General features: G+C 71.4%; 10 protein-coding genes. 5 read left to right on the forward strand and 5 right to left on the reverse strand.

Annotation, left to right across the window (positions count from 1 at the left end):
* Positions 1–31 precede the first annotated feature (31 nt).
* From PV342_RS26260 to PV342_RS26280, 5 genes are all read right to left on the reverse strand, one after another.
* Entirely contained in the window at positions 32–751 is a 720-nt protein-coding gene (locus PV342_RS26260; RefSeq protein ID WP_400802346.1) for an HAD family hydrolase, read from the reverse strand.
* 9 nt (positions 752–760) lie between these two features.
* Positions 761–1,720: a pseudouridine synthase gene (locus tag PV342_RS26265; protein ID WP_400802344.1), complete on the reverse strand. Its 960-nt coding sequence runs from the start codon at positions 1,718–1,720 to the stop codon at positions 761–763.
* Between the two features lie 69 nt (positions 1,721–1,789).
* Positions 1,790–3,274, reverse strand: coding sequence for a glutamate--tRNA ligase (gltX, locus tag PV342_RS26270; protein ID WP_500318816.1), 1,485 nt, complete (start codon positions 3,272–3,274; stop codon positions 1,790–1,792).
* Positions 3,267–4,058 carry a fumarylacetoacetate hydrolase family protein gene (locus PV342_RS26275; protein WP_329185548.1) on the reverse strand — a complete coding sequence of 264 codons (792 nt, stop codon included), beginning with the start codon at positions 4,056–4,058 and terminating at the stop codon, positions 3,267–3,269. The genes gltX and PV342_RS26275 overlap by 8 nt, the downstream gene beginning before the upstream one ends.
* An 85-nt stretch (positions 4,059–4,143) precedes the next feature.
* Positions 4,144–4,332: a hypothetical protein gene (locus PV342_RS26280; RefSeq protein ID WP_354795788.1), complete on the reverse strand. Its 189-nt coding sequence runs from the start codon at positions 4,330–4,332 to the stop codon at positions 4,144–4,146.
* Positions 4,333–4,895: 563 nt separating this feature from the next.
* On the opposite strand from PV342_RS26280, the gene PV342_RS26285 reads away from it, so the two are divergent.
* The 5 genes from PV342_RS26285 to PV342_RS26305 all read left to right on the forward strand — a co-directional run bounded on the left by PV342_RS26285 (position 4,896) and on the right by PV342_RS26305 (position 13,489).
* A complete protein-coding gene (locus PV342_RS26285; protein ID WP_500318819.1) occupies positions 4,896–8,426 on the forward strand; it encodes a nitrate- and nitrite sensing domain-containing protein in 3,531 nt (1,176 codons plus the stop codon).
* A gap of 9 nt (positions 8,427–8,435) precedes the next feature.
* Positions 8,436–8,849, forward strand: coding sequence for a roadblock/LC7 domain-containing protein (locus tag PV342_RS26290; protein ID WP_018562063.1), 414 nt, complete (start codon positions 8,436–8,438; stop codon positions 8,847–8,849).
* A 76-nt stretch (positions 8,850–8,925) separates the two neighbouring features.
* Positions 8,926–9,333 carry a DUF742 domain-containing protein gene (locus tag PV342_RS26295; RefSeq protein WP_018562062.1) on the forward strand — a complete coding sequence of 136 codons (408 nt, stop codon included), beginning with the start codon at positions 8,926–8,928 and terminating at the stop codon, positions 9,331–9,333.
* Positions 9,314–9,922 carry a GTP-binding protein gene (locus tag PV342_RS26300; RefSeq protein ID WP_078620110.1) on the forward strand — a complete coding sequence of 203 codons (609 nt, stop codon included), beginning with the start codon at positions 9,314–9,316 and terminating at the stop codon, positions 9,920–9,922. The genes PV342_RS26295 and PV342_RS26300 overlap by 20 nt, the downstream gene beginning before the upstream one ends.
* Positions 9,923–10,384: 462 nt before the next feature.
* Positions 10,385–13,489 carry a sensor histidine kinase gene (locus PV342_RS26305; RefSeq protein ID WP_400802339.1) on the forward strand — a complete coding sequence of 1,035 codons (3,105 nt, stop codon included), beginning with the start codon at positions 10,385–10,387 and terminating at the stop codon, positions 13,487–13,489.

The following is a 13,489-nucleotide window of genomic DNA, read 5'->3' on the forward strand; positions in this document are numbered from 1 at the left end:
TTCGGCCCGCCCGGGCGGCGCAGGAAGAACATTACCCGATCGGTGACGGGGCTCCAAAACGAGTATCCGCCGCCAGAAGTGCGGGCAGCTCCGCGAGCCCGGTGATCCGCCGCAGGTCCGGCGCGGTGACGGAACCCGTACGGTCCAGCCACACCCCGTACAGGCCCGCCGCGTCGGCGCCGCGCGCGTCGGTGTCGGCCTTGTCACCGACGTAGGCGACCTCCTCCGGCGGCAGCCCCAGGACCTCGCACGCTCCCAGGAAAGCCTCCGGGGCGGGCTTGGCGTGTCCCAGTTCCAGCGAGCACACCAGGCACTCGAAGCGGTCGCGGAGCCCCAGCCGGGTGAGCTTGCGCTCCTGGTGGGCGGCGCTGGAGTTGGACAGCAGGCCGTGCCGGTAGCCGGGGGTGAGGGCGTCCAGCGCCGGCACCACGTCGGGGAAGACCGACCAGGCGGCCTCGAAGTGCACGTAGTAGGCCGCGAACCAGGCATCGGCCGCGGAGTCGCTCACCGAGGGCCCCAGGAAGGCCCGGGCACGCTCCCTGCGGTGCTCGGTGAAGTCCAGCTCCCCGGTGAGGAAGCGCGCGTAGTGCGTCTCCATCGCCTCGCGCCAGGTACCCAGCGCCCGCTCCTCGCCGCCGAACGCACCGAGCAGACCCTCGGCCTCGAGATGACGCAGCGCGCCGGTCCGCTCGGCGCCCGAGTAGTCGAAGATCGTGTCGTCGATGTCCCAGAGCACGGCGCGGATCGGCATATGCCGACTCTAGCCCGGTGCTCCGTCCGGGGCGCCGGGGCCCGGCGGCCTGCGGGTGAACAGCGTCCGGCGGCTCTCGAAACGGTGCCGGTCGCCCGTCACGGGGTCGTCGAACTCCAGCACCCGGGCCAGCAGCCGCAGGGGGCGGGTGAAGTCGCCGGGCGCGGCCGGCGGCAGGACGTGCGGATAGACGGGGTCGCCGAGGATGGGCACCCCCAGGCTGTTCATGTGCACCCGCAACTGGTGGGTGCGGCCGGTCTCGGGGCGGAGCCGGTAGCGGGCCAGCCCGTCGCGGTGCTCCAGCAGGTCGACGTGGCTGCGGGCGTTGGGCTCGCCGGGGACCTCGCGCGCCGCCATCTCGCCGCGCTCCTTGACGATCCGGCTCTCCACCGTGCGCGGCAGCGCCAGGGCGGGGTCGTGCCGGGCCACGGCCTCGTACTCCTTGCGCACCAGGCGGTCGCGGAAGATCGTCTGGTAGGCGCCGCGCAGCTCGGGGCGGATCACGAACATCACCACGCCCGCGGTCAGCCGGTCGAGCCGGTGGGCCGGGCTGAGCTCGGGCAGCGCGAGGTCGTGGCGCAGCCGGCTCAGCGCGGTCTCCACGACGTGGCCGCCGCGCGGCATGGTGGCGAGGAAGTGCGGCTTGTCGACGACGAGCAGCCGTTCGTCCCGGTGGAGCACCTCGATGCCGAAGGGCACCGGGACCTCCTCCGGCAGCTCCCGGTGGAACCAGACGTGGCCGCCCGGGCGGAAGGCGGCGTCAGGCGCGAGCGGGCCGTCGCTCCCATGCACCTCCCCCGCCGCGAACATGGCGTCCACCCGCTCCGGGGGCACCGCCGCGCCGAGGCGGTCCACCAGGTGGTCGCGGACCGTCGCCCAGGTCCCGGTGCCGGGCAGCCGCACGCGTACGGGATCCACCCCGCGGCGCTGGGGCAGCGGGGGGATCGGGGGCCGGGTCCTGCGGCGCATGACGTCGTCCGGGAAGCGTGCCGCCCCGGGCTCCTGGCGGAGTGCCCGGGGCGGATCGGCGTACCGCGGTCAGCCGGCCAGTTTCGCCAGGGTGGCGTCGACGCGGGCCAGGGTGCGCTCACGGCCGAGCACTTCGAGGGACTCGAAGAGCGGCAGGCCGACGGTGCGGCCGGTGACGGCGACCCGGACCGGCGCCTGGGCCTTGCCGAGCTTGAGGCCGTGGGTCTCGCCGGCGGCGAGCACGGCGTCCTTCAGCGCCTCGGCGTTCCAGTCGGCGGCCGCCAGGTTCTCCCGGGCGGTGGCGAGCAGCGCCGAGGCGGCGGCCGGGTCCTTCATCGCCTTCTGCCAGGACGCCTCGTCCTCCACCGGCGTGTCGAGGAAGAGGAAGTCGACGTTGTCGGTGATGTCGGAGAGCACGGTCAGACGGGTCTGCGCGTGCGGCGCGATCGCCTCGAAGGCGGCCTGGTCGAACGCCTCGGGCGCCCAGGGGGCGAACGGGGCCTTCAGCCACGGGCCGCAGGCCTCGACGAACGCCTTCACGTCCAGCATGCGGATGTGGTCGGCGTTGATCGACTCGGCCTTCTTCAGGTCGAAGCGCGCCGGGTTGGCGTTGACCGCGTCGATGTCGAAGGCGGCCACCATCTCCTCGACGCTGAAGACGTCGCGGTCGGCGGAGAGCGACCAGCCGAGCAGCGACAGGTAGTTCAGCAGGCCCTCGGGGAGGAAGCCGCGCTCCCGGTAGAGGTTGAGGGAGGACTGCGGGTCGCGCTTGGAGAGCTTCTTGTTGCCCTCTCCCATGACGTACGGCAGGTGGCCGAAGTGGGGGGTGGTGCCGTTGCCGACGCCGATCTCGGCGAGCGCGCGGTAGAGCGCGATCTGGCGCGGGGTGGAGGACAGCAGGTCCTCGCCGCGCAGCACGTGCGTGATCTCCATCAGCGCGTCGTCGACCGGGTTGACCAGCGTGTACAGCGGAGCGCCGTTGGCCCGGACGATGCCGTAGTCGGGGACGTTGTCCGGCGTGAAGGTCAGCTCGCCGCGGACCAGGTCGGTGAAGGTGATCGTCTCGTCGGGCATGCGGAAGCGGACGATGGGCTCGCGGCCCTCGCGCTCGTACGCGTCGACCTGCTCGGCGGTGAGGTCGCGGCAGTGGCCGTCGTAACCCGAGGGGCGGCCGGCGGCGCGGGCGGCCTCGCGGCGCTCGTCGAGCTCCTCGGTGGTGCAGTAGCACTTGTACGCGTGGCCGGACTCCAGCAGCCTCGCGGCGACGTCCTTGTAGACGTCCATGCGCTGCGACTGCCGGTAGGGCGCGTGCGGGCCGCCGACCTCGGGGCCCTCGTCCCAGTCGAAGCCGAGCCAGCGCATGGCCTGCAGCAGCTGCTCGTACGACTCCTCGGAGTCGCGGGCGGCGTCGGTGTCCTCGATGCGGAAGACCAGGGCGCCCTGGTGGTGCCGGGCGAACGCCCAGTTGAACAGGGCGGTGCGGACCAGGCCCACGTGGGGGTTGCCGGTCGGCGAGGGGCAGAAACGTACGCGTACGGGAGCTGCGCTAGTCACGCTTGATCACCTTGTTGGTGAGAGTGCCGATGCCTTCGATGGAGACGGCGACCTCGTCGCCGACGTGGAGCGGGCCGACGCCCGCCGGAGTGCCGGTGAGGACGACGTCGCCCGGGAGCAGCGTCATGGCCTCGGAGATGTGGACGATCAGGTCCTCGATGGAGCGGATCATCTGGCTCGTGCGGCCGGACTGGCGCAGTTCGCCGTTGACGGTCGCGGTGACGGCGAGGTCGTTCGCGGCGGCGAGGTCGAGGCCGGTCTCGATCCAGGGGCCGATGGGGCACGAGGAGTCGAAGCCCTTGGCGCGCGCCCACTGCTTCTCGGCCTTCTGGGCGTCCCGCGCGGTGACGTCGTTGGCGCAGGTGTAGCCGAGGACGACCTCGGCGACGCGCTCGCGCGGGACCTCGCGGCACATCCGGCCGATGACGACGGCGAGCTCGGCCTCGTGGTGCACCTCCTGTGAGAAGGAGGGGTACACGATGGGGTCGCCGGGGCCGATCACCGAGGTGGACGGCTTGAAGAAGGCGACCGGGACCTCCGGCACCTCGTTGCCCAGCTCGGCGGCGTGCTCGGCGTAGTTCCGGCCGATCGCGACGACCTTGCTGGGGAGCACCGGCGGCAACAGCCGGACCTTGCTCAGCGGCACCTTGGTGCCGGAGCGCTCGTACTCGGCGAACGGGATGCCCTTGATGATGTCGAGGACGAGTCCGTCCGGGACGGACTCGTCGCCTTCGACGACGCCGAAGGCGACATTGCCGTCGATGGAGAACCTGGCGATGCGCACGGGAAGCAGCTCACCTCACTGGCCGGAGACTGACGCTCCAGGTTATCCCGGGGGTGGCTCCCGGCCCCGCCCGCCGAGCCGCGCCTCAGGCGGTCGGCAGCTCCGTCAGGACGGTGCGGCGGGGGTTGGCGGTCTGGCGGGGCAGCACGACGGCCTCCGCTCCCTCGACGGCCGGCGCGACCTCTGCGGTCCGCGTGTCCTCGGCGTCCGTCAGGTGCGCGAGGGTGGTGCGGCGCGGGTTGGCTATGGGTCGCATGATCATGGTCGTCTTCATGGGCCGGTCAGAACCTCGTGTTGTACCGGGCGCCCCGCAAGGCGCGGTTGACGTAATACACGGCTGTGTCAAACGTCAATCTATCGGCGCCTGTTCCCCGATCCGGATGCCCAATACAACTGACGGCCTGTGATTTTGCTCACGAAGGCAGGGACAAGCGGGGCGAATCGGTCGCCCGGCCGATGCCCCTCAATCCGACATCCCGGCCTATCCGGACTCTTCACCCCCGGTTGGCAGCAGCCGGGCGCCGGACGGGCAACCCCAACCCCCCTGGAGAAAGCCCGTATTGCCGGAAGAAATCCGAAAGGACACCGACACCGCGTGATCCACCGGACGCGCTGAGTCACGTATTCCACTCGAAACCTGTCGGCCCTTGTTGCACGTCCGGCACTGTGCTGGAATTCCCCGGACCGCCGTATCAACAGATGCCGGCGCGCAGGGGGGAGCGTGCGATCGCCGAGCGGCGGCGGCCAATGGGTATCCGCCGGGGGGCGGTACTCCGAAGACTCGACACCGTCCTGCCGCCCGTGCGGGGGACGCCTGGTCCAGAGGTTGCGACGCTAGTGCAGGGACGTTTCAAGAGGGATGGCGGCGCTGCGGGCGACCCGGAGCAGCGCGGTGGGGCCGAACACGGTCCCGCCCGCCGGGATGAAACCGCAGACGCCGGAACCGCGGGCGCGCAGAGCGACGTCACGCCGGGAATCGGTGTGCGCACCGGCCCGAAGCACGGCTCTCGAATGGCCATGCGCAACTGGCGCATCAGCACTCGACTGGTGTCGCTGCTCGCGCTGCCGGTGGTCGCCGCGACCACGCTGGGTGCGCTTCGCATCCAGAGCTCGCTGGAGAACGTGCAGCAACTGGAGGCCATGACCTCGCTGACCGACCTCACGGAGCAGGCGACCAAGCTCGCCGCCGCGCTCCAGGAGGAGCGGGACGCCTCGGCCGGGCCGCTGTCCAGCACGCCCAGGGACCTTGACGACGACAACATCAAGGCATCCCAGGCGAAGACCAAGCTGGCGCGTACGGCCTACATCGCCGCCGCCAACGAGGTCTCGCCGGACCTCACGGGCGTCAACGCCTCGCTGTCCGTGATCGGCCGCAACCTCCAAGAGCTGAACTCCATCCGCGAGCGTGCGTACGAGGATCACGGCTACATCTCGCAGACCGTCAGCGACTACAACGACATCATCCAGTCGCTGATCGACCTCTCCCAGGAACTGGCCGAGGCGACCGGTAACTCGGACATGATCGCGAGCACCCGCGCGCTGGCGGCCTTCTCGGCCGCCAAGGAGTACGACTCCATCCAGCGCGCCGTGGTCAGTGCCGCGCTCGCCGACGACCGCAAGCTCAGCTCCGCCGACTTCCGTTACCTCTCGGGCGTCCACCGGTCCGAGAACACGGAGCTGAAGCAGTTCAGCCAGATCTACGGCCGGGCGAACGCCGCTGACCTGCTCAAGGGCCTCAACGGCGGCAACGACATCGTCACCAAGGTCGACGACCAGGTCGAACGCATCACGGCCTCCGAGTCCAGCATCCAGAACTTCAAGGGCACCTCGTACCTGGACTGGGACGACGACGCCAAGACCAAGCTCCAGGTCATGGGCCAGATCGAGCAGACCCTGCTGCAGCAGATGCAGCAGAAGGCCCTGACGCTGCGGGACGAGGCCCAGCAAGAGGCGATCCTCAGCGGTGCCCTGATCCTCCTCGTCCTCGGCATCTCGGTCGTCGGCGCCTTCGTCGTCGCCCGGTCCATGGTCCGCTCGCTGCGCCGGCTGCAGGACACCGCCCAGGAAGTCGCCCAGAAGCGACTGCCCGAGCTGGTCAAGCAGCTCTCCGAGTCCGACCCGCAGGACGTCGACACCTCGGTCGAGTCGATCGGCATCCACACCCGCGACGAAATCGGGCAGGTGGCCCGCGCGTTCGACGAGGTCCACCGCGAGGCGGTCCGTCTCGCCGCCGAGCAGGCGCTGCTGCGAGGGAACGTCAACGCGATGTTCACCAACCTCTCGCGCCGCAGCCAGGGCCTGATCCAGCGTCAGCTGAGCCTGATCTCCGAACTGGAGTCCCGCGAGGCCGACCCGGACCAGCTGTCCAGCCTCTTCAAGCTCGACCACCTCGCGACCCGTATGCGCCGGAACGGCGAAAACCTCCTCGTCCTCGCGGGCGAGGAGCCCGGCCGTCGCTGGACCCGCCCCGTTCCGCTGGTCGACGTCCTCCGTGCCGCGGCCTCCGAGGTGGAGCAGTACGAGCGCATCGAGCTCACCTCGGTGCCGGCGGTGGAAGTCACCGGCCGCGTCGTCAACGACCTCGTCCACCTGCTCGCAGAGCTGCTGGAGAACGCGACCTCGTTCTCCTCCCCGCAGACCAAGGTGCGGGTCACCGGTCACGCGCTGCCCGACGGCCGCGTGCTGATCGAGATCCACGACACCGGCATCGGCCTCTCCCCGGAGGACCTCGCCGACATCAACGAGCGTCTCGCGAACCCGCCGACGGTGGACGTCTCCGTCTCCCGCCGCATGGGTCTGTTCGTGGTCGGCCGCCTGTCCCTGCGACACGGCATCCGGATCCAGCTGCGTCCGTCCGACTCGGGCGGCACCACCGCGCTCGTCATGCTGCCGGTGGACGTCACCCAGGGCGGTGCGAAGCCGCAGCCCGGCGCGGGCAACCGCGGCCAGCAGCCGGGCGGTGCCCCCGCCGGCGCTCCGGGCGCACCCGCCCCGGCCATGGGCGGCGGCGGTACGGGCCTGGCGGGCATGCACCGCGGCGGCCACCGCGGCCAGGTGTCCGGTTCCGCGTCGCGTCCGGCCCTCAACTCCGGTCCCGGTATGGGCCCGCAGGGCGGCCGTCCGGCCGGCCCCGGCGCCCCGACGGGGCCCGGCCCGCAGCGCTCGGGCCCGAGCTGGGCGAACGAGCAGGTCCCCGGCGGCCAGGGCCGTCCGCAGCAGCAGCCGCAGGCCCAGCAACAGCAGCAGGCCCAGCAGCGGCCCGCGGCTCCCCCGCAGCGTCCGGCGGCCCCGCAGCCGATGGGCGCGGCCCACGGACCCGAGGCCGACATGCCGCGCGGTCACGAGGACCTGGAGTCCACGGCGCAGTTCGAGCGCCCGGACTTCAATGCGATGCCGCACGCGCCGCAGGCGTACGGCGGCCCGCAGGCCCCGCACATGCCGCAGGCCCCGCAGATGCCGCAGGCCCCGCAGATGCCGCAAGCTCCGCAGGCCCCTCAGATGCCGCAGCACGGCGGCCAGGCCCCGCAGCAGCAGGGCCAGTTCACCCGCAGCGACGTCTTCCAGCGCCCCGCGGCGCCGCAGGCTCCTCAGTACCCGCAGGCACCTCAGTACCCGCAGGCGCCGGAGACCCTGTCGCCCGCTCCGGCGGCCCCGCAGGGCCCACGGCACTCCGCGAGCTACGCCCAGGGCCCCGGTGGCGGGCGCCAGCAGCGTCCCGCGGCCCCGCAGGCCGACCGGCAGCCGCTGCCGGCCGTCAACGAGCCGATGGCGCTGCCCCCGGCCCCGAGCCGCGCGGACGAGTCCAGCCCGATCTTCGACTCCCTCGAGTCGGACTGGTTCCGCACCGGTCGTGCGGAGCGCATGCAGCAGGTGCACGTCGAGAGTGGCCCGGTCGCGGCGCAGCAGAACGGACACGGCCAGAGCGCCGGCACGCCCACCCTGCCGCCGCAGCGCCCGCAGCAGCCCGCTCCGCAGCAGCACCAGCAGCAGCCGCAGCGGGCCCGCGCCGAGTACCCGGCACCGCCCGCGCACCCAGCACAGCCCACGCAGCCCCCGCGGCGCGATTCGGCGGCGTGGCGGTCCTCGCCGAACGACGAGGTGTGGGAGCGCGCCGGCCAGGTGCGCCAGCCGTCCGCCGGCGGGGTCACCCCGTCCGGTCTGCCGCGGCGGGTCCCTAAGGCCAACCTCGTCCCGGGAGCCGGTGCTCCCCAGCAAGCCCCACAGGGCGGTCCGCAGATCTCGCGGGCGCCCGACGACGTGCGCGGACGCCTGACCAACCTCCGTCGCGGTATCCAGCAGGGCCGCCAGGCCGGTACGGGAACGACCGACGGCCGCGGCTTTGGCACCACTCACCAGCAGGAGCGTTAGTTGAGTCAGATGAGCCAGGCGGCACAGAATCTGAACTGGTTGATCACCAACTTCGTGGACAACACCCCCGGGGTGTCCCACACCGTGGTCGTATCCGCCGACGGCCTGCTGCTGGCCATGTCCGAGGGCTTCCCCCGTGACCGCGCCGACCAGCTGGCCGCGGTGGCCTCCGGCCTCACCTCGCTGACCGCGGGCGCGTCCCGCATCTTCGAGGGCGGCAGCGTCAACCAGACCGTCGTGGAGATGGAGCGCGGCTTCCTCCTCCTGATGTCGGTCTCGGACGGATCCTCACTCGCCGTACTGGCGCACCCCGAGTGCGACATCGGCCTCGTGGGCTACGAGATGGCCCTGCTCGTCGACCGAGCGGGCGCCGTTCTCACCCCCGACCTGCGCGCAGAACTCCAAGGCAGCCTGATGGGCTGAGCTCTGCGGAGCCCGGCCGAATGCACGCCCCATGACTACTCGCGACACGCGTCCGTTCTTACCCGGAGGACCATCCATGACCCCGCCGCCCGCCTCGCCCGGCCCGTACGGCGCGCCCCACCATGCGCCGTACGGGGATGAAGGCGACCAGCCGCTGGTGCGGCCGTACGCCATGACCGGTGGTCGCACCCGGCCCCGCTACCAGCTCGCCATCGAGGCGCTGGTCAGCACCAGCGCGGACGCGAGTGCCTTCCAGGGGCTACTCCCCGAACACCAGCGCATCTGCCACCTGTGCATGGAGATCAAGTCGGTCGCCGAGATCTCCGCACTGCTGGGGATCCCGCTGGGGGTGGCCCGGATTCTGGTGGCCGACCTGGCTGAGGCCGGTATGGTCGCCATCCACCAGCCGAGCAGCGGCGAGGCCGGCGGACAGCCTGATGTGACACTGCTCGAAAGGGTGCTCAGTGGACTTCGCAAGCTCTAGGCCGGGGCAGCAGGCGGCGTACGGTGCGCCGCCCGCGGCCCGGTCCACCACCTCGGCGAAGATCGTGGTGGCGGGTGGCTTCGGCGTGGGCAAGACCACGTTCGTCGGAGCGGTCTCGGAGATCAACCCGCTCCGCACGGAGGCCGTGATGACCTCGGCGTCCGCGGGCGTGGACGATCTGACGCACGTGGCCGACAAGACGACGACGACCGTGGCCATGGACTTCGGTCGTATCACGCTCGACGACGACCTGATCCTGTACCTCTTCGGTACGCCGGGCCAGGACCGCTTCTGGTTCATGTGGGACGACCTGGTCCGCGGTGCCATCGGCGCGGTCGTCCTGGTCGACACCCGCCGGCTGGCCGACTGCTTCCCGGCCGTCGACTACTTCGAGAACAGCGGCCTGCCGTTCGTCATCGCCCTCAACGGCTTCGACGGGCACCAGCCGTACACGCCGGACGAAGTCCGGGAAGCACTGCAGATCGGCCCGGACGCCCCCATCATCATCACGGACGCCCGGCACCGCGCCGAGGCGAAGAGCGCGCTCATCACGCTCGTCGAACACGCGTTGCTCGCTCGTCTCAAGTAAGCCTTCCAGCTTGCCACTTCACGAAAGGACCGGCTGTGTCTTTTGACATGGCCGGTCCTTCTGTTCATAACGTTTCGACCGCGAATCGGAACAACCCGAACACCGCCCGCGCCCAGTCGGCTTCACTGCGCATACATCCCCCCAGCGAATTGCCACCGCTTTACGCTTATGCCCCCTTTGACCGGCGCGTGATCATGGCTTCGCGGTCTTGGCCGGAGGTTTGTGGAGCACCCCCATGACGTGCTGGAATTCATCGAAACCCGAGAGTAGGAACGGCGCCGCCCGCGCCGTCGCCGAGAGGTTGTTGGTCGAGTGAGGAACACGAGGCGAGCAGAGCCGGGTCCCGCGGACCACCCGCGTGGCAATTTCACCCCGCCTGCGCGATACGGCACGGCACAGGACACCGCCCCCGAGGCCGCACCTGCCCCCGAGCCGGCGGCGAGCGCGGGAAGCCGCTTCGCCATGCGCAACTGGCGGGTGGCCACCCGTCTGAACGTCATCCTCCTCATCCCGGTGCTGGTCGCCCTGGTCTTCGGCGGCTTCCGGGTGCAGAGCTCGGTGAAGACCTGGCAGGACGCGGACGACGCGGTGCGGACCGCCAACGCCGTGCGTGCCGCCGTGGACTACGCCAACGCCATCCTGAACGAACGCGACCTCAGCGTGGTTCCGCTGCTGGCCGGCGACGCCGACAACAAGACCGTCGTCGCGACCCGCGCGGCCACCGACCAGGCCGCCGCGAAGTTCGACGCGGCCGTCACCGAGCTGCCCGTGAACGACCGGCTGCAGCGCCGCGTGGCGAACATCCGCGAGGGCGAGAAGGTCCTGGCGAAGCTGCGCGACACGGCCTTCACCCGGCAGCTCCCTGGCGTGCAGACCGAGGAGAAGTACGTCGAGGTCCAGCACCCGCTGATGGAGCTGGCGAACGAGCTTGGTTTCGGCACCAACAGCGTCGCCTCCTACGGCCGCACCCTCTACGCGCTCGAACTGTCGAAGGCCGCCGAGTCGCTGACCCGCTCCATAGGCACCCACCTCCTCGTCGAGGACCGCAGCAAGCTCGCCGACGGTGAGCTGCGGCTCCAGCTCACCGCCTTCACCTCGTACGCCTACCTGCAGCAGGTCGCCCTCGAGGAGTACCGGGGCGGTGGCACCGATGCGGACTACCAGCGGCTGCAGAGCGAGCAGGCCGCGGCCCTGCAGAAGGGCAAGGAGCAGGTCGCCCAGGCCGCCGAGGCGGCCAAGCAGGCCGGTCAGCCCTTCAAGGCGCCGCCAAGCCTGGAGAACATGATCAAGCTGATCGCCTCCGGTCAGGACCCTGAGCAGCTCAAGAGCCAGGGCGTGACCGCGGAGAGCTGGTTCGGCGCGACCACCCTCGCCTTCGACGCCTACAAGAACGTCGAGCAGCACCTGGCCAACCAGGCGTACAACGACTCGAGCGACATCGCCGACAGCGCCCGCATCGACGCCATCGTCAACTCCGCCGTCGTGCTGATCGCGCTGATCATCGCCTTCATCGTGGCCGCGATGGTCGCCCGCTCCATGAGCAACAGCATGCGCCGCCTGCGCACCTCGGCCTTCGAGGTCGCCGAGCAGCGCCTGCCCGGCCTGGTCGACCAGCTCTCCCGCACCGACCCGGGCAAGGTCGACACCCGCGTCCAGGCGATCCCGATCACCTCGAACGACGAGATCGGCGAGGTCGCCCGCGCCTTCGACCAGATCCACCGCGAGGCGGTACGGCTCGCCGCCGAGCAGGCCCTGCTCCGCGGCAACGTCAACGCGATCTTCACCAACCTCTCCCGCCGCAACCAGGGCCTCATCCAGCGCCAGCTGACGCTGATCACGGACCTGGAGAACAACGAGGCGGAGCCGGACCAGCTGGAGAACCTCTTCAAGCTGGACCACCTGGCGACCCGTATGCGCCGCAACGGCGAGAACCTCCTGGTCCTCGCCGGCGAGGAGCCCGGCCGCCGCTGGAACCAGCCCGTCCCGCTGGTCGACGTGCTCCGCGCCGCGGCCTCCGAGGTGGAGGCGTACGCCCGTATCGAGCTGGTCGGCATCCCGGAGACCGAGATCCACGGCACCGCCGTGACCGACCTCGTGCACCTGCTGGCCGAGTTGCTGGAGAACGCCACCACGTTCTCCTCGCCGCAGACCAAGGTGCGCGTCACCGCGACCCGGCTACCCGACGGCCGCGTCATGGTCGAGATCCACGACAAGGGCATCGGCCTCACGGCCGAGGACTTCGCGGACATCAACCACAAGCTGGCCGACCCGCCGATCGTCGACGCCTCGATCTCCAAGCGCATGGGCCTGTTCGTGGTCGGCCGCCTGGCCGACCGGCACGGCATCCGCGTCCAGCTCCGCCCCTCCGGCGAGCAGGCGGGCACCACCTCGCTGGTCATGCTCCCCGAGCCGATCACCCACGGTGGCGGCGGCGAGGAGACGCCGCTGGACGACGACTTCACCGTCTCCCGGATCGTGCCGGAGCTCGAGACCCCGCAGTTCGACGCCTACGGGCCGACCGCCGCCGAACTCGGCTTCGACGACTCGCGCTACGAGCGCGTCGAGGTCCCGAACGACGCGCGCTCGCTCGACCCGGTCGGCCGCTCGCTCATGCGCGACCAGCGCCGCGCCCAGCTCGAGGCCGCGGCCGGCGACCGCACCGGGGAGCGCCCGCCCTTCGAGGGGGAGGCGCAGGAGCAGCGCTCCTTCCAGGACGGCTACCAGGAGGCCGGCGCCGAGGCCGCCTTCCAGGAGACCCCCTTCCAGGACAACGGCTTCCCGGCCAACGGCTACGCCGAGCAGGGCTACCAGGAGCCGCAGGCCCAGCCGTTCCCGGAGCAGCACGGCTACGACGCGCAGACCGGGTTCCAGGAGCCGGCGTACACCGAGGGCGCCTACGCGGAGCAGGGGTACGCCGCTCCGCAGAACGGCTACGCCCAGGACGGCTGGCAGCAGCAGAACGGCTACGCGCAGGAGCAGTGGACGCCGGCGCCCGGCGGCGAACTGCCGCAGGCGGCCCCGCAGCAGGGCTTCCCCGCTGAGGCCGCGACCGATTCCGCCACAGCCGCCCCCTTCGGGGCGCCGGAGCGCGTAGGCTTCGGCCAATCGGGCCCGACCACCGGCCCGCTGCAGTCCTCGGTGACCGACGCGGGCCTGCCGCGCCGCGACCGCGGATGGCAGCAGTCCGGCCCGGCGGCCCCGGCACAGCCGGAACCCCAGTCGGCGGACGCCTTCCCCGCGCAGCCGGCGCCCTCCGCACCGGCGCCGGACGGAGAGTCGCCCTCCGACTGGCGCTCCACGAACGACGAGAACTGGCAGCGGGCCGAACAGGCCCGTAAGCCCAAGGCGGGCGGGGTCACCCCCTCCGGCCTGCCCCGGCGGGTCCCCAAGGCCAACCTGGTCCCGGGCACCGCCCAGCAGACTCCGCAGGGTGGACCGATGGTCTCCCGTGCACCCGAGGACGTCCGCGGCCGGCTGAGCAATCTCCGGCGCGGTGTCCAGCAGGGACGCACTGCGGGAACTGACACGAACGGCCAGGGCTTCGGCCCCAAGCACCAGGAGCGTTAG

The organism is Streptomyces sp. PA03-3a (genome assembly GCF_033792735.1).
Taxonomy (GTDB): Bacteria; Actinomycetota; Actinomycetes; order Streptomycetales; family Streptomycetaceae; genus Actinacidiphila.